Raw genomic sequence first — 21,548 nt, forward strand, 5'->3', positions numbered from 1 at the left:
GAGGAAATCCCATGCCAAAAATGAAAACTCACCGCGGATCTGCTAAACGTTTTAAAAAGACAGGTTCTGGGAAGTTAAAACGTTCTCATGCATACACAAGTCACTTATTCGCCAACAAATCTCAAAAGCAAAAGCGTAAGCTTCGCAAGAGTGCTGTTGTAAGCGCAGGAGACTTCAAACGTATCAAACAAATGCTTGCTAACATCAAGTAATCGGACAAGGAACAATTAGGAGGGAAATTTAATGCCAAGAGTAAAAGGCGGAACTGTTACACGTAAGCGTCGTAAAAAGGTTCTTAAATTAGCAAAAGGTTATTTCGGTTCAAAACATACATTATACAAAGTAGCTAACCAGCAGGTCATGAAATCTGGAAACTATGCTTTCCGTGACCGTCGTCAGAAAAAACGTGATTTCCGTAAGCTTTGGATCACTCGTATCAACGCAGCTGCTCGCATGAACGGTCTTTCTTACAGCCGTTTAATGCACGGTCTTAAGCTTTCTGGTATCGAAGTAAACCGTAAAATGCTTGCTGATCTTGCTGTAAACGATCTTACTGCATTCAATCAGCTTGCTGATGCTGCTAAAGCTCAATTAAACAAATAATGATATAGAGCCGCTCTTAGAGAGCGGCTTTTTTATATAAAGGATGAGGCAACATGATAATTGCTGTATATCTAGTTCTGATCAATCTGTGCGGTTTTTGGGTGATGGGCGCAGATAAACGGAGAGCGCAGCACCACAAATGGAGAATTTCTGAAGATCGGCTGTGGCTGATTGCCATTGTGTTTGGAGCGCTTGGTGTCTGGCTCGGCATGCAGACCTTCAGACATAAAACGAAGCACACATCATTTCAATACGGTGTGCCGTTTCTTTTGGTAATTGAAGCGGTGTTGATCGGTATCTATTACAGTCCGTTTGATTTATAAAAAAGCAGAAAAGCGTTTAGCGCTCTTCTGCTTTTTTTGCAAGTTTAATGGGCTGATCCCAGTCAATTTTGCAATCCGGATATCGTTCCAGTACTTTTTCTTCAATGTTCTCAAAATCTTTTGCAGAAAAGGTTTTCAGCTTTTCAGGAGACTCTGTCCATACGAAGATGGTGTGGATGAACAGCGGATGATCCTTGGAAGGAATATGCTTTTCTCCTTCAAAAAGCACGCCTTTATACGTCAATTGAAAGTTCTTTCGGGTATTGTTCTGTTCATCGATAATATAAAAAAGTTCTTTTGATTGGGCCAGCTTCAGTCTTCTCTTTGGATTTGCGACATATTTGACCAAGGCATAAATACAGTAAGCAAATAAAGCAAGCAATAGTATCCGGAGAACCATGATAAACATTGTGTGAAGGCACCTCCCTCATTGTGATGATCTGATGTAATACGAAGTGCATAGAAAAAGGTTTCACTTTTTCTAAAAGAAGTTTGTTAAAAAAGATATACCCGCTTTTTAAGTGAAATAGTCGTATGGTTACCGTCAGGTTTTGTATAATAATAATGCAGGATATATGAGGGAGGTTTTTGGAATCATGGCTAAATTGGATGAAACGTTAACCATGCTGAAGGAATTAACTGATGCAAAAGGTATTCCAGGAAATGAAAGAGAAGTAAGGCAAGTGATGAAATCATACATAGAACCATTTGCTGATGAAGTGACAACTGACCGGCTTGGCAGTTTAATTGCGAAAAAAACAGGCGCGGAAAACGGTCCGAAAATTATGATTGCCGGGCATTTGGATGAAGTCGGATTTATGGTGACACAAATCACCGATAAAGGCTTTATCCGTTTTCAAACTGTCGGCGGCTGGTGGTCTCAAGTCATGCTGGCTCAGCGTGTCACCATCGTGACGAAAAAGGGAGAGGTCACAGGTGTTATCGGATCTAAACCTCCGCACATTTTATCTGCTGAAGCGAGAAAAAAACCGGTAGACATCAAAGAGATGTTCGTTGATATCGGGGCTTCAAGCCGTGAGGAAGCATTGGAATGGGGCGTACTCCCAGGCGATATGATCGTTCCGCATTTTGAATTTACGGTTATGAACAATGAAAAATTTCTTTTAGCAAAGGCGTGGGACAACCGTATCGGCTGTGCGATCGCCATTGATGTTTTGAGAAATTTAAAAAACACAAATCATCCAAATGTTGTGTATGGCGTGGGAACTGTACAGGAAGAAGTTGGCCTAAGAGGAGCGAAGACCTCTGCGCACACGATACAGCCTGATATTGCTTTCGGTGTTGATGTAGGGATAGCCGGAGATACGCCAGGGATTTCTGAGAAGGAAGCGCAAAGCAAAATGGGAGAAGGACCGCAGATTATTCTGTACGATGCATCTATGGTCTCCCACAAAGGACTTCGTGACTTAGTTGTCAATACAGCCGAAGAAGCAGGCATTCCATATCAATTTGATGCGATCGCTGGCGGAGGAACTGATTCCGGGTCCATTCATTTGACGGCAAACGGTGTTCCTGCGCTGTCCATTACCATTGCAACACGATACATTCATACGCACGCTGCCATGCTGCATCGTGATGATTATGAAAATGCGGTAAAATTAATCACCGAAGTCATTAAGAAGTTAGATCGCCAAACGGTTGACGATATTACGTACCAATAAAGATACGGAAGAATCCGCCTTGTGAGGCGGATTCTATTTTTTTGTCTGTACAAATTATGACGGAGTGACTAAAATGAAAGAAGATACCGAAAATTTCCTGAATCTGATCACGTACGATATGCCGCCCATTTTTGAGGGAAGGAGGATTGAATTTAGTCTTTGTAAGCGCTTTCTAAAATAAAGGAGGTTTGACAAAATTGAAAAAGAAAAAAGCATGGAAACGGTTCTTTCACTTTTCGAGTGCTGCTCTGACAGCGGGTTTGTTATTGACTTCCGCTTCTCCGGCATCCGCTGCATTCTGGGGAGCGTCTAATGAACTGCTTCATGATCCAACGATGATTAAAGAGGGAAGCTCGTGGTACGCGTTTGGAACAGGTCTTACGGAAGAAAGAGGGCTGCGGGTTCTCAAATCTTCGGATGCGAAAAACTGGACCGTGCAAAAATCGATTTTCAGCACACCTTTATCATGGTGGTCCGCTTATGTGCCGAATTACGGCCAAAACCAGTGGGCGCCAGACATTCAGTATTATAACGGGAAGTACTGGCTGTATTATTCAGTATCATCTTTCGGAAAAAATATCTCTGCCATAGGCCTTGCTTCTTCAACAAGCATCAGCTCGGGAAGCTGGAAAGACGAAGGCCTGGTAATCCGGTCAACGAGCTCCAATAATTATAACGCCATCGATCCGGAACTCACCTTTGACAAGGATGGCAACCCATGGCTTGCGTTCGGCTCGTTTTGGAGCGGAATCAAGCTGACCAAGCTGGATAAGAACACGATGAAGCCTACCGGGTCGCTTTATTCCATTGCGTCAAGGCCGAGTAATGGCGGAGCGCTGGAAGCTCCTACCCTCACATATCAAAATGGTTATTATTATTTAATGGTTTCATTTGATAAATGCTGTGATGGAGTAAATAGTACGTACAAAATTGCTTATGGAAGATCTAAAAGTATAACAGGGCCTTATCTTGATAAAAGCGGAAAAAGTATGCTGGAAGGAGGGGGCACCATCTTAGATTCCGGCAATGAACAATGGAAAGGGCCTGGAGGTCAGGATATTGTAAATGGAAACATACTCGTGCGCCATGCCTATGACGCGAAAGATAACGGAATTCCAAAGCTATTAATCAATGATTTGAATTGGAGTTCAGGCTGGCCGTCCTATTAAACTGAAAAGCCAGGTGAACACCTGGCTTTTTTTAAAAGAAAAGATTGACAGTATCCTACTGAATTACTATAATAAAGTTGTTCGTACAAATTAATAATAATTCACTAGTTTTTGTTTATTAGTACGTATCTATCATTCTGGAATTGGAAGCGTTTTATTTTATAAGAAAGGGGCAGTTAACATGCTTCAGACAAGAGATTATGAATTCTGGTTTGTAACAGGAAGCCAGCATCTATATGGAGAAGAAACGCTGCAGCTGGTCGACCAGCATGCAAAAAGCATTTGTGAGGGGTTTAGCGGCATTTCTTCCAGATATAAAATTAAGCATAAACCTGTTGTCACTTCCCCGGAAACCATCAGACAGCTGTTAAGAGAAGCGGAGTACAGTGAAACATGCGCCGGAATCATTACATGGATGCACACATTTTCTCCCGCAAAAATGTGGATAGAAGGCCTTTCCTCTTACCAAAAACCGCTTATGCATCTGCACACTCAATACAATCGGGATATTCCATGGAATACGATTGACATGGATTTTATGAACAGCAACCAATCCGCACATGGCGATCGCGAGTACGGGTACATCAATTCTCGTATGGGACTGAGCCGTAAAGTTGTCGCAGGCTATTGGGATGATGAAGAGGTGAAGAAAGAAATTTCTCAGTGGATGAATACGGCGGCTGCGCTAAATGAAAGCAGACATATCAAGGTTGCCAGATTCGGAGATAACATGCGTCACGTTGCAGTAACGGACGGCGACAAAGTGGGAGCGCATATTCAATTCGGCTGGCAGGTTGACGGCTATGGCATCGGGGATCTTGTCGAAGTGATGAATGGAATTACGGACGATGAGGTCGAAACACTCTATGCAGAGTATGACAAGCTTTATGTCATCAGCGAAGAAACGAAACGAGACGAAGCAAAGATAGCGTCCATTAAAGAACAGGCGAAAATTGAACTTGGCCTAACCGCTTTTCTTGAACAAGGCGGATACACGGCTTTTACGACCTCATTTGAAGTGCTGCACGGAATGAAACAGCTGCCTGGGCTAGCCGTTCAGAGGCTTATGGAAAAAGGCTACGGATTCGCCGGAGAAGGTGATTGGAAGACGGCTGCTCTCGTCCGGATGATGAAAATCATGGCTGAAGGTAAAAGAACGTCCTTCATGGAGGACTATACGTACCATTTTGAACCTGGAAATGAAATGATTCTTGGCTCACACATGCTTGAGGTGTGCCCGACAGTTGCTTTGGATCAGCCGAAAATTGAAGTTCATCCGCTGTCTATCGGAGGCAAGGATGACCCGGCGCGGTTTGTATTCAATGGCATCAGCGGATCAGCCATTCAAGCGAGTCTGGTTGATATCGGAGGGCGTTTCCGTCTCGTGCTCAATGAGGTAAACGGACAGGAAATTGAGAAAGATATGCCGAATCTGCCTGTCGCCCGCGTTCTCTGGAAGCCTGAGCCTTCATTAAAAACAGCGGCGGAGGCATGGATTTTAGCCGGCGGCGCACACCATACCTGCTTGTCTTACGAATTGACAGCGGAGCAATTGATGGATTGGGCGGAAATGGCGGGGGTCGAGAGTATCTTAATTTCTCGTGATACATCGATTCACAAGCTGAAACATGAATTGAAATGGAACGAGGCGCTTTACAGGCTTCAAAAGTAGAGAGGGGGATGTCACTTGGCTTACACAATAGGTGTTGATTTCGGAACATTATCAGGAAGATCGGTTCTCGTTCACGTCAAAACTGGAGAAGAGCTGGCCGCTGCTGTCAAAGAATATCCACATGCTGTCATTGATACCGTTCTTCCCAAAACGGGTCAAAAGCTGCCGCGGGACTGGGCGCTTCAGCATCCGGCAGATTACCTGGAAGTCTTGGAAACAACGATTCCGTCATTACTTGAACAGACTGGTGTTGATCCACAGGAGATCATCGGAATCGGAATTGATTTTACGGCATGTACGATCTTGCCTGTCGACAGTGAAGGGCAGCCATTATGTATGCTGCCGGAATTTGAAGAGGAGCCGCACAGCTATGTGAAGCTTTGGAAGCATCATGCCGCCCAAAAGCATGCTGATCGGCTCAATCAAATCGCCGAAGAAGAAGGAGAAGCTTTTTTACAGCGCTACGGAGGAAAAATTTCATCAGAATGGATGATTCCGAAGGTGATGCAGATTGCCGAAGAAGCGCCGCACATTTATGAAGCAGCTGATCGGATTATTGAAGCAGCTGACTGGATCGTGTATCAGCTGTGCGGCTCGCTGAAGCGAAGCAACTGCACAGCCGGTTATAAAGCAATTTGGAGTGAAGAAGCGGGATATCCTTCAGAGGATTTCTTTGGAAAACTTCACCCTGCAATGAAAACGATTACAAAAGACAAGTTAGCGGGATCGATTCACTCAGTAGGGGAAAAAGCAGGCGGGCTGACGGAAAAAATGGCACAGCTGACTGGCCTTCTTCCGGGCACAGCAGTTGCTGTTGCGAATGTTGACGCTCATGTGTCTGTTCCTGCTGTCGGTATCACAGAACCAGGAAAAATGCTGATGATTATGGGAACCTCAACATGCCACGTTCTCTTAGGAGACGAGGTAAACATTGTGCCCGGCATGTGCGGGGTCGTGGACAACGGCATTCTACCGGGATTTGCGGGGTATGAAGCCGGACAGTCCTGCGTGGGCGATCATTTTGACTGGTTTGTAAAAACGTGTGTCCCGCAAGCATATAAAGACGAAGCTGAGAAAAAAAACATCAGTATTCACGAGCTGCTGAGCGAGAAAGCAAATCTGCAAGCGCCGGGTGAAAGCGGCCTGCTTGCCCTGGATTGGTGGAATGGAAACCGTTCAACTCTAGTTGATGCTGATCTAACAGGGATGCTGCTAGGCATGACGCTGCTGACGAAACCTGAAGAGCTTTACCGAGCGTTAGTTGAAGCAACAGCATACGGCACAAGGATGATTATTGAAACATTTCGAGAAAGCGGTGTGCCAATTGAAGAGCTGTACGCAGCTGGCGGTATTGCTGAGAAAAACCCGTTTGTCATGCAGATTTATGCGGATGTCACAAACATGGATATTAAAATCTCAGGTTCACCGCAAGCCCCAGCCTTAGGCTCTGCCATTTTCGGCGCGCTTGCGGTCGGTAAAGAAAACGGCGGCTATGATGATGTCACAGAGGCAGCGGCGCACATGGGGAAACTGAAAGATATATCCTATACGCCAAACGCTGAACATGCCGCCGTATATGAAAAGCTATATGCTGAATATAAAGAGCTGGTTCAATATTTCGGAAAAGAGAATCATGTCATGAAACGTCTGAAAACGATAAAAAATCTTCAATTTTCATCTGCCGCACAAAAGAATTCATAAAGGGTGATGAGCATGCTTGAAACGTTAAAAAAAGAGGTGCTGGCTGCCAACCTGAAGCTTCAAGAGCATCAGCTGGTGACCTTTACGTGGGGAAATGTAAGCGGTATTGACCGTGAAAAAGAGTTAATCGTCATTAAACCGAGCGGAGTCGAATACAGCGAGCTGACAGCCGATGACTTGGTTGTTTTGAATTTGGAAGGTGAGGTCGTAGAAGGCTCGCTCAAACCTTCTTCTGATACACCCACTCATGTTTATTTGTATCACGCGTTTCCGAATATCGGCGGGATTGTCCATACCCATTCTCAATGGGCGACAAGCTGGGCGCAAGCCGGAAGGGACATACCCCCTTTAGGCACGACACATGCCGATTATTTCGACAGTGCGATTCCGTGTACAAGAGAAATGTACGATGAAGAAATTATCCATGACTATGAACTGAATACAGGCAAAGTGATCGCGGAGACCTTTCAGCACCATAAATACGAGCAGGTGCCGGGCGTGCTCGTTAATAATCACGGCCCGTTCTGCTGGGGCACAGACGCCTTAAACGCCATTCACAACGCGGTGGTGTTAGAAACGGTTGCGGAAATGGCGTATCACTCTATGATGCTCAACAAGAATGTCAGCCCGATCAATACTGTTCTCCACGAAAAGCACTTTTATCGAAAACACGGAGCAAATGCGTATTATGGCCAGTCATAATCCCGCAGTATCACCGGCCGGTTTTCTGATTGACTTGGACGGTACCGTATTCAGAGGAAACGAACTGATCGATGGAGCAAGAGAAGCCATCAGTACACTTCGAAATATGGGAAAGAAAATCGTCTTTTTGAGCAACCGGGGAAATATCTCCCGTGCCATGTGCAGAAAAAAACTGCTTGGTGCCGGTATAGATGCAGATGTAAGCGAAATTGTCTTGTCATCAAGTGTGACAGCAGCCTTTTTAAAAAGAAACTATCGTTTTTCAAAGGTATGGGTGCTTGGAGAACAGGGCTTGATAGACGAACTGAGGCTGGCAGGCGTCCAGACAGCGGATGAACCGAAGGAGGCGGATTGGCTTGTCATCTCGCTTCATGAAACACTCACCTACGAAGACTTGAATCAAGCCTTTAAAGCGGCCGCCGCAGGCGCTCGTATAATGGCCACGAACAAAGATTGCTATTTTCCAAATGAGGACGGAAATGCCATCGACGTTGCCGGAATGATCGGGGCAATAGAAGCTTCTGCTCAGGCGAAGACGGAGCTTGTCGTCGGAAAGCCATCATGGCTGATGGCGGAGGCTGCCTGTACTGCGCTGGGGCTTTCCGCGCATGAATGTATGATTATAGGAGACAGCATTGAATCTGATATCGCAATGGGAAAGCTGTATGGCATGAAGAGCGCTTTAGTGCTGACTGGTTCAGCGAAACCGGGAGAACAGCGTTTATATACGCCGGATTATGTACTGGAGTCCATTAAGGATGTAACCAAACTGGCTGAGGAGGGGATTCTGCTATGAATCATATCGCAGCTGGCGTTCAGCGTGCTTTTGAACACGCGGGGGAGATGACATGTCCTCTAGGAGTAGAAGAAATTGTTCTTGAAAAACAAGCAGCCGATCGGTTGTTGGATTATGTAAAAAGAAGGAATGATCAGCGTATCGTCCTTGTCTGTGATCGGAATACGCACCGCATAGCGGGAATCGAGTTAGAAGACCGCTTGATAAAGGAAGGGCTTCAGGCGGAGTGCCTGATTATTCCGGAAAATGAAGCAGGAGATGTGGCGGCAGATGAACGATCACTCATTCATGTGCTGGTCCACACGAACAAATCGACAGATATCATGATTGCAGTCGGTTCGGGGACTATCCATGATATCGTGCGTTTTGCCGCCTTCCAGAGAGGTCTGCCGTTTATTTCTTATCCGACCGCCCCATCTGTTGACGGATTTACATCAGCTGGTGCGCCCATTATTTTATACGGTACGAAAACAACCATCCAAACGAAGGCCCCGTCCGCGCTGTTCGCTGATCTTGATATTTTAAAAGCGGCGCCGCAGCCTATGGTGGCGGCCGGATTTGGGGATATGCTAGGTAAAATGACGTCTTTGGCTGATTGGAACATTTCTCATCAGCTCGCTGGTGAGCCTTATTCACCATTAGGCGCAAAGCTCGTACAAGAAGCACTTGATGCCTGTATCGAACACGCTGAAGACATTGCAATGAAAACGGAAGCGGGCATCCGGGTTCTGATGGAGTCCTTAATTGTATCGGGACTTGTCATGCTGGCTTTGGACCATTCCCGCCCTGCTTCAGGAGGGGAGCATCATATTTCCCATTGGATTGAGATGGAATTAATGGAGAAAAAACGGCCTCAGATTCTCCATGGGGCAAAAGTGGGCTGTGCGGCCGTTTTATTGACTGACACGTACAGAAAGCTGATCCAGGCTGAAGGGCTGAACGAATTTTCTCCGCGTCAGCGGGAAGTCATTCAATCGGCTTATGAAACGCTGCCGGAAGGAAAAAAGCTGGCCGGCTTGCTGAAATCTGCCGGAGGCCCTGCGTATTTTGACGAAATCGGTGTCGGGCAGGATTCCGTCAAGAATGCCTTCAGACACGCGCACACCTTAAGAGACCGCTGCACCGGATTAAGACTCATCAATGAAAACAAAACGCTTGTCAATCATGGTCTTTATGAATAGCCCGCACCTCGAATGGAAGGGGTAACGTAGATGAAAAAGATGACTGCCTGTTTTCTTGCGCTCATGATGGTTTTGACATTATTCATCGCTGGGTGTTCAGCGGAACGGTCATCCGGTAAACCGGGTGAAACGGAGCTGACTTTTTGGACATTTAACGGACTTCATGAGCAGTTTTATGTGGAAATGGTGAAAGAGTGGAATAAGAAATATCCTGACCGTCAAATTAAACTGAATACGGTCGTTTATCCGTATGGCCAAATGCACGATAATCTGTCGATTTCCTTAATCGCCGGGGAAGGCGTGCCTGACATTGCAGATGTCGAATTGGCCCGGTTTTCAAACTTTCTGAAGGGCTCCGATGTCCCGCTTGCCGATTTGTCCCCGCTTATTGAGAAGGACAGGGATAAATTCGTAGAGGCGCGTCTTACGCTGTACAGCAAAAACGGCAAGCTATACGGGCTGGATACTCATGTAGGGACGACGGTAATGTTCTATAACATGGATATTATGAAAAAGGCCGGCATCAACCCGGATGATATTAAAACCTGGGATGATTACCGCAAAGCCGGACAGAAAGTGCGCAAAGCGACCGGAAAGCCAATGGGAACGGTGGAAACAAATGATTCAGCAACGTTTTTATCAATGATTTCACAGCAAAACTCAGGGTATTTTGATAAAAACGGAAAGCTGATCCTGAATAATGACACCAATGTAAAAACGCTTCAGTATTTAAAAGACATGCTTAATGATAAAACAATGATCGCCGCACCGGGCGGCGGGCATCACAGTGAAGAATATTACGGTTTTATGAACCAAGGCGGAGCGGCTTCTGTTCTGATGCCGATTTGGTATATGGGAAGATTCATAGATTATATGCCTGATCTGAAAGGGAAGATTGCCATTCGGCCGCTTCCGGCATGGGAAGAAGGAGGCGATCGTTCAGCAGGTTTGGGCGGCACAGCCACCGTTGTGCCAAAGCAGGCCAAACATGTCGAATTAGCGAAAGAGTTACTCGCCTTTGCGAAGGGTTCTGAAGAAGGAAACAAAAAGCTTTGGAGTGTGCTCGGGTTCGATCCGCTGCGCTGGGATGTCTGGAGCTCCAAGGAATTAAAAGAGAAAAACAAATACACGGATTACTTCCAAAACGGAACAGGCATTTTTTCTGTGCTGCTCGATATCAAGGATGAAATCAATCCGATTTATTTACATGAGGATTTTGCCAAGGCTTCAGACCTTGTCAACAGAAGCGTATTATTCGACGCGCTCAAATCTCAGCAAAAGACGCCAAAACAAGCCTTGGACAGAGCGGCAGGTGAACTGAAACAGAAATAGAATCCCATTCAAAAAGTGAAAGCGGGGAGGTTCTCATGAAACCTGTGAAAACGGGAACGGCTCATCCCGTTCCTTCGGCTGCGAAAGAATCAGGCTGGCGAGGTATTTTTTATTCGAAAAAAGCGGCGCCTTATCTGTTTACAGCGCCATTTGTATTATCCTTTCTTGTTTTTTTTCTATACCCCATCATTAGTGTCTTCATCATGAGCTTTCAAAGAATATTGCCTGGAGAGGTGACGTTTGTCGGGTTATCCAATTACACCGCGCTTAACAACCCGACGTTTTATACCGCCCTTTTTAATACGCTGGAGTATACATTTTGGACGCTGATTGTGCTGATTCCAGTTCCATTGCTTCTGGCCATATTCCTGAATTCAAAGCTGGTCAAGTTTAGAAATATATTCAAATCAGCACTATTCATTCCGGCATTGACTTCTACCATTGTGGCAGGGATTATTTTTCGTCTGATCTTCGGAGAAATGGAAACGTCTCTGGCCAATTCTATCTTACTCAAACTCGGCTTTTCACCGCAGAACTGGATGAACAATGAACATACCGGCATGTTTTTGATGGTGCTGCTTGCTTCGTGGAGATGGATGGGAATCAACATCCTTTACTTTTTGGCCGGACTGCAAAATGTGCCGAAAGAGCTGTACGAAGCCGCTGATATTGACGGAGCAAATACGATGAAAAAATTTATGCACATTACGCTGCCGTTTCTGAAGCCTGTATCCGTCTATGTTTTAACCATCAGCATCATTGGCGGGTTCAGGATGTTTGAGGAGAGCTACGTCCTTTGGCAAAATAATTCCCCGGGTAATATCGGCCTGACGCTTGTCGGATATTTGTATCAGCAGGGCCTTGCTTACAATGAAATGGGATACGGGGCGGCCATTGGCATTGTGCTTTTGATTGTCATACTTGTTGTCAGCCTGATTTCATTAAAACTGTCAGGCTCGTTTAAGGGGGAGGGGTAAATGTTGCGGCACAGTCCTCAGTTTCGGGTGTACAGAATCGCGCTTACTCTATTTTTTATCATGCTGAGCCTGTTGTATATTTTCCCGATTTTCTGTCTGCTTTTAGGATCATTAAAGCCATCATCTGAGCTTTTACGGGTGGGGCTGAATGTTGACATTGATCCAAAAGTGATGAGTCTTGATAACTATACATTTTTGTTTAACGGCGGCAGTATTTATTTTAAATGGTTTTTTAACAGCCTTGTGCTTGGTCTATTAACGACAGTGCTAACCTTGTTTTTCTCTTCGATGATCGGATACGGGCTAGCGGTTTATGAATTTAAAGGCAGAAATATCATTTTTGTTCTTGTGCTGATTATTATGATGGTCCCGCTTGAGGTGATGATGCTCCCGTTGTTTAAGCTTACAGTCGGATTGCATTTGATCGATTCGTATACGGGTGTCATTTTGCCGTTTATCGTTTCGCCGGTAGCTGTTTTCTTTTTCCGGCAATATGCACTCGGCCTTCCAAAAGACCTGCTGGATTCAGCAAGGATGGACGGATGCACGGAATTCGGCATCTTTTTCAGGATTATGGCGCCTCTGATGAAACCGGCATTCGGAGCGATGATCATTCTCCAGTCTTTAAACAGCTGGAACAACTTCTTATGGCCTTTGATTGTGCTTCGGTCGAAAGAAATGTTTACGCTTCCAATCGGGCTTTCCAGCTTGCTTAGCCCTTACGGAAACAACTACGACATGCTCATATCCGGCTCAGTATTTGCCATTTTGCCGGTGATTATCATTTTCTTGTTTTTCCAAAAGTACTTTATCTCCGGCCTGACAGTAGGCGGAGTCAAAGGATAATGAAGGAGGAAACGTGTAATGAAAAAAGCGAAAGTGATTGTGGACAAAGAATATAAAATTGGTGAAGTCGACAAACGGATTTACGGGTCGTTCATCGAGCATATGGGGCGTGCTGTATACGAAGGTATATATGAACCTGATCATCCTCAGGCTGATGAAAACGGGTTTCGTAAGGATGTTCAGGCGTTGATCAAGCAATTGCAGGTTCCGATCATCCGCTATCCGGGTGGAAACTTTTTATCAGGGTATAATTGGGAGGATGGCGTCGGACCTGTCGAGAACCGCCCGAGACGCCTTGACTTGGCATGGCAAACGACAGAAACCAATGAAGTGGGAACGAATGAATTTTTAACTTGGGCAAAAAAGGTGAACACAGAAGTTAATATGGCTGTTAACCTCGGCACGCGAGGGATAGATGCTGCCCGCAATCTCGTAGAATACTGCAACCATCCGAAAGGCTCTTACTGGAGTGATTTGAGAAGATCGCATGGCTATGAACAGCCGTACGGCATCAAAACGTGGTGCTTAGGCAACGAAATGGACGGCCCGTGGCAGATCGGGCATAAAACCGCTGACGAATACGGACGGCTAGCGGCGGAGACTGCCAAGGTCATGAAATGGGTTGACCCATCAATTGAACTCGTTGCCTGCGGCAGCTCAAACAGCGGTATGCCGACGTTTATTGATTGGGAAGCGAAGGTGCTTGAGCATACGTATGAGCATGTAGACTATATCTCTCTCCATACGTATTACGGAAACCGGGATAACAATCTGCCAAACTATCTGGCCCGTTCTATGGATCTTGATCATTTTATTAAATCTGTCGCTGCAACCTGTGACTATGTAAAAGCAAAAACACGCAGCAAGAAAACAATCAATCTCTCTCTGGACGAATGGAATGTATGGTATCACTCAAATGAAGCTGATAAAAAAGTCGAGCCGTGGATTACTGCGCGTCCGATTTTAGAGGACATTTATAATTTTGAAGATGCCTTATTGGTGGGCTCATTGCTCATTACGATGCTGCAGCACGCAGACCGTGTGAAAATCGCGTGTCTTGCACAGCTCGTGAATGTGATCGCGCCGATCATGACGGAAAAAGGCGGAGAAGCATGGAGACAGCCGATTTTTTATCCGTACATGCATGCTTCTGTCTACGGCCGAGGAGAGTCACTAAAACCGCTTATTTCTTCACCGAAGTATGACTGCGCTGATTTTACTGATGTGCCGTATGTTGATGCCGCTGTTGTGTACTCCGAAGAGGAAGAAACACTCACCATTTTTGCGGTAAACAAAGCTGAGGATCAGATGGAGACGGAGATTTCGCTCAGAGGCTTTGAATCGTATCAAATCGCAGAGCACATCGTACTCGAGCATCAGGATATTAAAGCGACAAACCAGCATAACAGAAAAAATGTCGTCCCGCATTCCAATGGAACGTCTTCCGTCAGCGAGAACGGCTTAACTGCACATTTCACGCCGCTTTCATGGAATGTGATCCGACTGAAAAAACAGTCATAAGAGAAACAAAAACCGGAGATCACTCTCCGGTTTTTGTTTTTTTACAGTGGATATGATTCAGTACCTTGTAATGTTCAATAGTAGGTGTTACGATATGGTTAACCGGTGGAAAAAATAAACAAAATGAAAAAGCCTCAAGGAGGATCTTATGATGAATGCTCAATTTAAAAAGGGAGCATTGGAGCTATGTGTGCTCGTATTAATATCTGAAAAAGACCAATACGGATATGAGCTTTCTCAAAACATTTCCAGGCACATGGCGATTGCAGAAGGCACCTTATATCCTCTACTCAGAAGACTGACGAAAGAAGAGTATTTAGAAACATATATGGCGCCGTCTTCCGAAGGGCCTGCCAGAAAATATTACACGATGTCAAAGCTTGGTTTCATGCGAATGAAATTGCTGCTGGCAGAATGGGATCAGTTCACAGCATCTGTCAATCAAATCATTGATGCGGCAAGGGGAGGAGAACGATGAATCAAGAATTGTTTTTACAGGAGTTAAGTAAAGCGTTACAGCCGCTTTCTGAAGAAGAGCGGAGTGAGATCTTATTTGATTTTGAAGAACATATTACCGAAGGGATGAAAGAAGGCAGGCTAGAAGCTGATATCATCAGGGAACTCGGCTCTCCAAAACAAATTGCAAAGGAATTGGTTCCAGATGTTACGGAAACTGCTCCAGCAGTGCAGCGCCCTAAGAAGAACCTCTTTCACATGGTGTGTTCAGCAGCAGCGATAAGCATGTTAAATTTGATTTTCGTGTTGGGACCGGCTATTGGCATTTTTGGAGTGTACGTGGGTCTATGCGGGGCGGCGCTTGCACTTTCTGTGTCACCGATTATGTTTATCGGTATGGTAATGTTTCATACGAATACGCACATGATGCTGGAGTTCTTTTTATCGCTCGCATTTGGCAGTCTGGGGCTGCTATCTTGTATAGCGCTTTGGTATTTAGGCAAGCTGCTGTATAGCATGAGTTTACGATATATCAGATACAACCTAAAGCTAGTGACGGGGGCGCAGGCATGAAAAAGATCATAATTGGATTGATCGCAGTATTTGCAGTTGGGGTAATCGGAGCTGTCATCTCTGCAGCTGCTTCGGATTTTACAAATGAAGAGGTGAAAGCTGCAGAAACCTATCATGCTGCAAATATTAAAAAAATTAAGGTAACAACGAGCTCGATGAATGCAGAGGTCAAAAGCGGACAAACAGATGATATTCAGGTAGCTGCTCAAGGAAAAATCAGTGATAAAAGTAAAAAGCTGTTCGATGTGAGCCAAGATGGCAAATCGTTAACGATTAACCAAAAAGAGCACGGGAATAGCATCTCCTTTATACCGTGGAGCAGCGAAAAGGATATGAAAATCACAATCATTATTCCGGAAAAGAAGTATGATGAGATAACCGTAACGACAACCTCTGGCGATATTCTGATTGAAAATGTGCAAACGGATCAATCAGCGGCTGACTCTACTTCAGGAGATATTGAGCTGAAGGACTCACGCATCAAAAACGAGATGACGATAAAAACAACGAGCGGAGATGTTCAAGCAGACCAAAATTCATTGGGGCAAGGTGAGGTAAAGACAACAAGCGGATCAATAGAAAGCAACCGCACAACATCTAAAAAGATGAGCTATAAGACAACCTCCGGGGATATTGATCTTCTTCAGGGGCAAAAGAACGAAGACATCAGCATCAATACAACGAGCGGAGATGTGTCCGTAGAGTATCAGAAAGAACCGGCATCTTTGGCAGTAGATTTTCAGACTGACTCAGGTGATTCGTCAGTTAATTTAGATCAAATCATGTATCAAGAAAAATCAGATCGTCGTATTACAGGCTATATGGGTGAAAGCGGAACCTCTAATCTTTTAAACGTTCGTACAACATCAGGAGACTTTGAATTAAACTAACAGCCTCAAGCCGGCCCATTCAGCCGGCTTTTTTGAATAGGAAAAAATGACCGCTTTTTGCTCTGAAATTATGATATATTTATGAAAAACAGCAAAGGGGTTGGGGAGAAATGAATGCGGTTACAATTGTGATAGCGTCAATGTGTATATTGGCTATCGCCTATCGTTTATACGGAACATTTATGATGGTGAAGGTTCTCAAAGTGAATGATGAAAAGCCAACGCCTGCACATGTGCTTGAGGATGGAAAAGACTATGTGCCTACGAATAAATGGGTCTCATTCGGTCATCATTTCGCGGCCATTGCGGCGGCCGGGCCGCTGGTCGGACCGATTCTCGCGGCGCAGTTCGGTTATTTGCCGGGATTATTATGGCTGTTAATCGGGGCGGTGATAGGGGGAGCCGTTCATGATATTGTTGTGCTGTTCGCGTCAATGCGTAAAAACGGAAAGTCCCTGTCAGAAGTGGCGAAGGATGAGCTTGGTCCTGTTGCCGGTTTTTGTACGGGCCTGTCTATGCTGTTTATTATTACCATTACGATGGCGGGTCTGTCGATGGTTGTGCTGCATGCGCTTGAACGGAATCCGTGGGGGACTTTTGCTGTAGGAATTACGATACCGATTGCGATGGGCGTCGGCTTGTTGTATAAGAAAACAGGGAATTTAAAGCTGGCGTCTTCTATTGGTTTTGTATTTTTAATGGCTGGAGTGTTTATCGGCCCTTGGGTGCAGACTACCGCATTTGGTGATCTGTTAACCCTTGATACAAAAACGCTCGCAATCGCGTTGCCGATTTACGCATTTTTTGCAGCGGCGCTGCCGGTCTGGCTGCTGCTCGCACCGCGCGATTATTTAAGCAGTTTTATGAAAATCGGTGTGTTTATCGCTTTAATTGCGGGTGTGTTTGTCGTGAATCCGTCCATTCCTTTTCCGGCTTTTACGGAATTTGTAAAAGGAGGCGGGCCGGTGCTTGCGGGTCCTGTCTGGCCATTCATCTCGATTACGATAGCCTGCGGCGCGATCTCGGGGTTCCATGCCTTTGTCGGTTCCGGCACCACGCCGAAAATGCTTAATAAATGGAGTGATATGAAGCCGGTTGCTTTCGGTGCAATGCTTGTTGAGTGCCTTGTCGGTATTATGGCGCTGATTGCGGCGACTGCATTGCAGCCTGCAGATTACTTTGCGATCAACAGCACGCCTGAGGTTTTCCGTACGCTCGGCATGGATGTTGTGCATTTGCCTGAACTGAGCAGGGACATCGGTTTGGACTTAGAAGGCAGAACAGGGGGAGCCGTCACGCTTGCGGTAGGGATGACTTATATTTTTACCGGAATTCCGTTTTTCAGCCATCTGGCCTCATACTTTTTCCAATTTGTCATTATGTTTGAAGCGGTGTTTATTTTAACGGCGATCGACGCCGGCACGCGTGTGGCACGCTATTTGATTCAGGACTTCTTCGGAGAGGTGTATAAGCCGCTGAAGAAAACGGACTGGATTCCCGGAGCTGTATTTGCCAGTGCGCTTGCCTGCTTTATGTGGGGCTATTTGCTTTACTCAGGTGATATCGGATCCATATGGGCGCTGTTTGGCGTCTCCAATCAGCTGATGGCTTCAGTGGGTCTGATTATCGGTGCAACCATTGTGCTGAAAATCGCCGACAAACGCCGTTACATCCTAACCTGCCTCATTCCGCTCGCCTATTTATATGTGACTGTGAATTACGCGGGCTATTGGATGGTGCGTTATGTGTATCTTAATCCAGACGCTGCGGGGTACAGTGTCCTGAATGGCGTTTTATCTATCATCATGCTCCTGTTAGGCTTCATCATTATCGTGGCGGCAGTGAAAAAATGGGCGCAGATGTGGAGAGATCCTAGGTTAAGAATGGAAGCCTCTATACCGGGATAGAAGGAAAAATGGAAACCTTAAGGGGGAAAAGATATGAATTTATCAATGAAATATATCATCCTGTATGTATCGGACAGCCAGCGCTCGATTCATTTTTATCAGCATATTTTGGGGCTGCCGATCCGCGCGGAACACGGCACATATATAGAGTTTGATACCGGCTCGACCATTTTGGCGCTCAATACAAGAGAAAGTGTCAAGGAAATTACGCCGTTAGAGATACCGGAAACACCCGTTTCTTCACAAACATTTGAAATCGGGTTTGTCACTGAAAATGTAGAAGCGGTCATCAAAAAAGTAAGAGAACACGGCGTAACCATTATCGGGGAGCCTAAAGTGAAGCCATGGGGACAGACGGTCGCTTATATCGCCGATCCCGACGGACATTATATTGAAATTTGTAGTCCGATGGAATAAAGCACAAAGCCCAAAACAGACACTGTTTTGGGCTTTCTTATGATGTTAGCGGCCCGGCGGCTTCCAATAGCAAATCAGCAAGGTGAACAGCTCGAACCCTGCCGCTTAATCCCTCTCGTTCAATGCCGAGCTTCATCTGTAAAAGGCAGCCTGGATTGGCGGTTACAATGACCGCTGCTTCAGTTGCTTTGACAGCAGCCATTTTACTATCCAGTATTTTCATTGACATGTCTGCTTCGACGATATTGTAAATTCCCGCTGATCCGCAGCAGCTGTCCGCTTTATCCATTTCTCTGAATTCAGCTCCCTTGATGCTTTGAAGAAGCTTTCGGGGCTCCGAAGATGTATGCATAACATTTCTCAAGTGGCACGAATCTTGATAGGTAATTAGCTTCGGTGTCTCAAGCCGCAAGTCTTGCTGGTGAAAATCAAGCTCAATTAAAACGGATGAAAAATCTTTTAGCTTCTGCACAAATGAAACAGCCCGCTCCGCCCATTCGGGGTCATCCTTCAGCAAATGGCCGTATTCAGTGAGAAAGGCTCCGCAACCGCCCGCGTTTGTAATGACAGCATCTACGTCTAGCGCTTCAAACGCGGCTATGTTTTGTTTCGCAAGCTCCTGTCCTGCATTTTTTTCACCGCTGTGTCCATGCAGTGCACCGCAGCATGCCTGCTCAGGCGGGATGACAATTTCACAGCCTGCCAGCTGTAGCAGTTTCAGCGTGGCATTGTTTGTCGGCAAAAACATCGTATCCATTAAACAGCCCGAAAAAAAGGCAACCCTTTTTTTAGCTGGGCCGGCCGCCGGCAATAAACGCGGCCGTTGCTTCATTTCTTCACGTTTAGGCACATCCGGAAGAACGGCTTCCATGGTGCGCAAATGCTCAGGCAGAATGCGGAGCATGCCGGTTTTTCGCACAGCCGTCTGCAGCCCTGACCGCTGGTACAAACCGATGAGACTCACGGCCGAACGCATCCGGTTTTGATGCGGAAAGAGCTCCTGAAAAGCCGCTTTTCTCATCACACGTGTGCTGAGCGAGTGTTTTTTATTTTGGTGGGTAATATCTCTTGCTTCCTCCAGCAGCTGTCCGTATTTAACGCCTGATGGGCATACCGGTTCACATGCGCGGCAGCCGAGGCAAAGGGACAGTGAACGCTCGACATCTTCATCGGGTTCAATCACACCGTCGGCGACTGCTTTCATTAAGGCGATTCGCCCGCGCGGCGAGTGAGATTCCTGAAAACCTGACTCGATATAGGTCGGGCAAGAAGGCAGGCAGAATCCGCAGCGCATACAATTCAAAAGTTCGCTCTCATCCATACGCTCTTTAAACTCACGTTGGATTTGTTTCATTTCTTTTTCTGTTGTCATCTTTCCGTCACCACACGTTTTCTGACATCTTTCGCAAACACTTTGCCCGGGTTTAAGATATTTTTTGGATCAAAAGCCGCTTTTATTGCTTTCATCGCGGCGATGCCTTCTTTTTTCAGCTTCATTTCCAAGTAAGGCGCTTTCATGGCCCCGACCCCGTGCTCCCCGGTAATCGTGCCGCCAAGCTCAATCGCTTTTTCAAAAATCTCGGCAAAAGCCTGTTCGACTCGCTCCATTTCATCCTTATTTCTTATGTCTGTCGTGCATGTCGGATGAAGATTTCCATCCCCGGCATGGCCAAAGGTGCAGATCGAAATATCGTATTTCGCGGCAATGTCATTAATGGCTTTGACCATATTCGCGATTTCTGAACGCGGTACAGTCGCATCCTCCAAAATGGTGGTCGGCTTTAGGCGGGCAAGTGCAGAAAGCGCTGAACGCCGGGCTTCAGTGAGGGCGAATGCTTCCTCATCTGTTTGTGCAGTTTGAACGGAGACGGCAGCGCCTTTTTTGCAAATTGCCTCGATGTTTTCCATGTCACGAGCCACGGTTTCCGCTGTCCCGTCTTGTTCGATCAAAAGAACTGCCTTCGCATTTGTCGGCAGGCCGATCTTGGCATAATCCTCAATCACCAAAAGGGTAGGCTGATCGAGAAACTCAAGCGTAGCCGGTATGATTTTTTCGGCAATAATGGCTGACACCGTTTGAGCAGCGGCATCAATATTTTCATAAAGGGCGAGCAGCGTCTTCTTTGTTTCTGGCTTTGGCACGAGTTTGAGAATCGCTTCTGTCACAATGCCGAGTGTCCCTTCTGAGCCGACAAAAAGGCGCGTGAGATCATACCCGGCTACATCCTTTGCAAGCTTTCCACCGGTGCGGATCATATCTCCGTTTGCCAAAACAACCTCCAGCCCCATGACATAGTCACGGGTGACGCCGTATTTTAAGCCGCGAAGACCACCGGAATTTTCATTGATGTTTCCTCCGATGGTTGATATTTTCATAGAGCTCGGATCAGGCGGATAGAACAATCCCTTGCTTTCAACCGCACGGATCATATCCAAGGTAATAACACCAGGCTGGACTGTGGCCGTCAAATTTTCTTCATCAATCTCAAGAATCTGATTCATATGCTTAAAGAGAAGAACAAGCCCGCCTTCAGTGGGGCACGTGCCCCCGCACAGGTTTGTCCCCGATCCTCTTGGAACAATCGGTACACGATGCTCACTGCAAATGTTCAAAATACGTGATACTTCATGTGTATCTCTCGGCGCAATCACAGCATCCGGCATAGACTGAAATTGCGGTGTCGCATCATATGAGTACACGAGACGGCCGGCTTTCGAGTCATCGTAGTTTTCCGGTCCGACGATTTGGATCAGCTGTTCTTTTACGTCTTTGGTGATCATGTTCACCCATCCCCCTGTC

The 21,548-nt window shown here is 46.0% G+C and carries 22 protein-coding genes; 19 read left to right on the forward strand and 3 right to left on the reverse strand.

Annotated features, from left to right (window positions below):
* Positions 1-11 precede the first annotated feature (11 nt).
* Genes rpmI through V6D42_RS01045 form a run of 3 tightly spaced genes read left to right on the forward strand, consistent with a single transcriptional unit; the run spans position 12 to position 926 of the window.
* Entirely contained in the window at positions 12-212 is a 201-nt protein-coding gene (gene rpmI, locus V6D42_RS01035; RefSeq protein ID WP_003222418.1) for a 50S ribosomal protein L35, read from the forward strand.
* A 31-nt stretch (positions 213-243) separates the two neighbouring features.
* Positions 244-603, forward strand: coding sequence for a 50S ribosomal protein L20 (gene rplT / locus V6D42_RS01040; protein ID WP_003222420.1), 360 nt, complete (start codon positions 244-246; stop codon positions 601-603).
* A gap of 53 nt (positions 604-656) precedes the next feature.
* Positions 657-926 carry a DUF1294 domain-containing protein gene (locus V6D42_RS01045; protein ID WP_010335250.1) on the forward strand — a complete coding sequence of 90 codons (270 nt, stop codon included), beginning with the start codon at positions 657-659 and terminating at the stop codon, positions 924-926.
* A 16-nt stretch (positions 927-942) separates the two neighbouring features.
* Here the strand turns inward: V6D42_RS01045 and ysdB are convergent, their stop codons facing one another.
* Entirely contained in the window at positions 943-1,335 is a 393-nt protein-coding gene (ysdB, locus tag V6D42_RS01050; protein WP_333512122.1) for a sigma W pathway protein YsdB, read from the reverse strand.
* Positions 1,336-1,522: 187 nt separating this feature from the next.
* Between ysdB and V6D42_RS01055 the strand changes: the two genes are divergently transcribed.
* From V6D42_RS01055 to V6D42_RS01130, 16 genes are all read left to right on the forward strand, one after another.
* On the forward strand, positions 1,523-2,608 hold the full coding sequence (locus V6D42_RS01055) for a M42 family metallopeptidase (protein ID WP_333512123.1): 1,086 nt from the start codon (positions 1,523-1,525) through the stop codon (positions 2,606-2,608).
* 197 nt (positions 2,609-2,805) lie between these two features.
* Positions 2,806-3,777 (forward strand): arabinan endo-1,5-alpha-L-arabinosidase AbnA, encoded by a 972-nt coding sequence (gene abnA / locus V6D42_RS01060; RefSeq protein ID WP_010335246.1) that lies wholly within the window; start codon positions 2,806-2,808, stop codon positions 3,775-3,777.
* Positions 3,778-3,958: 181 nt separating this feature from the next.
* Entirely contained in the window at positions 3,959-5,449 is a 1,491-nt protein-coding gene (gene araA, locus V6D42_RS01065) for an L-arabinose isomerase (RefSeq protein ID WP_333512124.1), read from the forward strand.
* A gap of 15 nt (positions 5,450-5,464) precedes the next feature.
* Positions 5,465-7,150 (forward strand): ribulokinase, encoded by a 1,686-nt coding sequence (gene araB, locus V6D42_RS01070; RefSeq protein ID WP_333512125.1) that lies wholly within the window; start codon positions 5,465-5,467, stop codon positions 7,148-7,150.
* 12 nt (positions 7,151-7,162) lie between these two features.
* Positions 7,163-7,852 (forward strand): L-ribulose-5-phosphate 4-epimerase, encoded by a 690-nt coding sequence (araD, locus tag V6D42_RS01075; protein WP_326128780.1) that lies wholly within the window; start codon positions 7,163-7,165, stop codon positions 7,850-7,852.
* Positions 7,830-8,648, forward strand: coding sequence for an HAD-IIA family hydrolase (locus V6D42_RS01080; RefSeq protein ID WP_333512126.1), 819 nt, complete (start codon positions 7,830-7,832; stop codon positions 8,646-8,648). Before araD ends, V6D42_RS01080 begins: the two co-directional genes overlap by 23 nt.
* Entirely contained in the window at positions 8,645-9,829 is a 1,185-nt protein-coding gene (egsA, locus tag V6D42_RS01085; protein ID WP_333512127.1) for a sn-glycerol-1-phosphate dehydrogenase, read from the forward strand. Before V6D42_RS01080 ends, egsA begins: the two co-directional genes overlap by 4 nt.
* A 30-nt stretch (positions 9,830-9,859) precedes the next feature.
* Positions 9,860-11,161, forward strand: coding sequence for an ABC transporter substrate-binding protein (locus V6D42_RS01090; protein WP_333512128.1), 1,302 nt, complete (start codon positions 9,860-9,862; stop codon positions 11,159-11,161).
* Between the two features lie 35 nt (positions 11,162-11,196).
* Positions 11,197-12,138, forward strand: a complete 942-nt coding sequence (locus tag V6D42_RS01095; protein ID WP_010335239.1) for a carbohydrate ABC transporter permease — start codon at positions 11,197-11,199, stop codon at positions 12,136-12,138.
* Positions 12,139-12,984, forward strand: a complete 846-nt coding sequence (gene araQ / locus V6D42_RS01100; RefSeq protein WP_026014752.1) for an arabinose ABC transporter permease AraQ — start codon at positions 12,139-12,141, stop codon at positions 12,982-12,984.
* A gap of 18 nt (positions 12,985-13,002) precedes the next feature.
* On the forward strand, positions 13,003-14,505 hold the full coding sequence (gene abfA, locus V6D42_RS01105; RefSeq protein ID WP_333512129.1) for an alpha-L-arabinofuranosidase AbfA: 1,503 nt from the start codon (positions 13,003-13,005) through the stop codon (positions 14,503-14,505).
* A gap of 151 nt (positions 14,506-14,656) precedes the next feature.
* Positions 14,657-14,983, forward strand: coding sequence for a PadR family transcriptional regulator (locus tag V6D42_RS01110; RefSeq protein WP_003222447.1), 327 nt, complete (start codon positions 14,657-14,659; stop codon positions 14,981-14,983).
* The gene (locus V6D42_RS01115) at positions 14,980-15,534 is read left to right on the forward strand and encodes an HAAS signaling domain-containing protein (RefSeq protein ID WP_333512130.1); all 555 of its coding nucleotides are present in this window, start codon (positions 14,980-14,982) and stop codon (positions 15,532-15,534) included. The genes V6D42_RS01110 and V6D42_RS01115 overlap by 4 nt, the downstream gene beginning before the upstream one ends.
* The gene (locus V6D42_RS01120) at positions 15,531-16,424 is read left to right on the forward strand and encodes a DUF4097 family beta strand repeat-containing protein (protein ID WP_333512131.1); all 894 of its coding nucleotides are present in this window, start codon (positions 15,531-15,533) and stop codon (positions 16,422-16,424) included. The genes V6D42_RS01115 and V6D42_RS01120 overlap by 4 nt, the downstream gene beginning before the upstream one ends.
* A gap of 110 nt (positions 16,425-16,534) precedes the next feature.
* Positions 16,535-18,331, forward strand: coding sequence for a carbon starvation protein CstA (gene cstA / locus V6D42_RS01125; RefSeq protein WP_333512132.1), 1,797 nt, complete (start codon positions 16,535-16,537; stop codon positions 18,329-18,331).
* 33 nt (positions 18,332-18,364) lie between these two features.
* Positions 18,365-18,748 (forward strand): VOC family protein, encoded by a 384-nt coding sequence (locus tag V6D42_RS01130; protein ID WP_333512133.1) that lies wholly within the window; start codon positions 18,365-18,367, stop codon positions 18,746-18,748.
* A 37-nt stretch (positions 18,749-18,785) separates the two neighbouring features.
* Here V6D42_RS01130 and V6D42_RS01135 read toward each other — a convergent pair whose 3' ends face one another.
* Together V6D42_RS01135 and glcD are read right to left on the reverse strand one after the other, a co-directional pair.
* Positions 18,786-20,120, reverse strand: a complete 1,335-nt coding sequence (locus V6D42_RS01135; RefSeq protein ID WP_333512134.1) for a (Fe-S)-binding protein — start codon at positions 20,118-20,120, stop codon at positions 18,786-18,788.
* Positions 20,117-21,529 carry a glycolate oxidase subunit GlcD gene (glcD, locus tag V6D42_RS01140; RefSeq protein WP_333512135.1) on the reverse strand — a complete coding sequence of 471 codons (1,413 nt, stop codon included), beginning with the start codon at positions 21,527-21,529 and terminating at the stop codon, positions 20,117-20,119. The genes V6D42_RS01135 and glcD overlap by 4 nt, the downstream gene beginning before the upstream one ends.
* Positions 21,530-21,548 lie beyond the last annotated feature (19 nt).

Source organism: Bacillus sp. 0909A (assembly GCF_036765115.1).
GTDB classification, from domain to species: Bacteria; Bacillota; Bacilli; order Bacillales; family Bacillaceae; genus Bacillus; species Bacillus mojavensis.

Coding starts and splice junctions, on each gene's coding strand:
- egsA (WP_333512127.1), top strand. CDS start 8,645: ATGAATCATATCGCAGCTGGCGTTCAGCGTGCTTTTGAACACGCGGGG.
- ysdB (WP_333512122.1), bottom strand. CDS start 1,335: ATGTTTATCATGGTTCTCCGGATACTATTGCTTGCTTTATTTGCTTAC.
- glcD (WP_333512135.1), bottom strand. CDS start 21,529: ATGATCACCAAAGACGTAAAAGAACAGCTGATCCAAATCGTCGGACCG.
- abfA (WP_333512129.1), top strand. CDS start 13,003: ATGAAAAAAGCGAAAGTGATTGTGGACAAAGAATATAAAATTGGTGAA.
- araA (WP_333512124.1), top strand. CDS start 3,959: ATGCTTCAGACAAGAGATTATGAATTCTGGTTTGTAACAGGAAGCCAG.
- V6D42_RS01120 (WP_333512131.1), top strand. CDS start 15,531: ATGAAAAAGATCATAATTGGATTGATCGCAGTATTTGCAGTTGGGGTA.
- V6D42_RS01115 (WP_333512130.1), top strand. CDS start 14,980: ATGAATCAAGAATTGTTTTTACAGGAGTTAAGTAAAGCGTTACAGCCG.
- rpmI (WP_003222418.1), top strand. CDS start 12: ATGCCAAAAATGAAAACTCACCGCGGATCTGCTAAACGTTTTAAAAAG.
- V6D42_RS01045 (WP_010335250.1), top strand. CDS start 657: ATGATAATTGCTGTATATCTAGTTCTGATCAATCTGTGCGGTTTTTGG.
- V6D42_RS01130 (WP_333512133.1), top strand. CDS start 18,365: ATGAATTTATCAATGAAATATATCATCCTGTATGTATCGGACAGCCAG.
- V6D42_RS01090 (WP_333512128.1), top strand. CDS start 9,860: ATGAAAAAGATGACTGCCTGTTTTCTTGCGCTCATGATGGTTTTGACA.
- araD (WP_326128780.1), top strand. CDS start 7,163: ATGCTTGAAACGTTAAAAAAAGAGGTGCTGGCTGCCAACCTGAAGCTT.
- araQ (WP_026014752.1), top strand. CDS start 12,139: ATGTTGCGGCACAGTCCTCAGTTTCGGGTGTACAGAATCGCGCTTACT.
- V6D42_RS01110 (WP_003222447.1), top strand. CDS start 14,657: ATGAATGCTCAATTTAAAAAGGGAGCATTGGAGCTATGTGTGCTCGTA.
- V6D42_RS01080 (WP_333512126.1), top strand. CDS start 7,830: ATGCGTATTATGGCCAGTCATAATCCCGCAGTATCACCGGCCGGTTTT.
- V6D42_RS01135 (WP_333512134.1), bottom strand. CDS start 20,120: ATGACAACAGAAAAAGAAATGAAACAAATCCAACGTGAGTTTAAAGAG.
- V6D42_RS01095 (WP_010335239.1), top strand. CDS start 11,197: ATGAAACCTGTGAAAACGGGAACGGCTCATCCCGTTCCTTCGGCTGCG.
- rplT (WP_003222420.1), top strand. CDS start 244: ATGCCAAGAGTAAAAGGCGGAACTGTTACACGTAAGCGTCGTAAAAAG.
- V6D42_RS01055 (WP_333512123.1), top strand. CDS start 1,523: ATGGCTAAATTGGATGAAACGTTAACCATGCTGAAGGAATTAACTGAT.
- cstA (WP_333512132.1), top strand. CDS start 16,535: ATGAATGCGGTTACAATTGTGATAGCGTCAATGTGTATATTGGCTATC.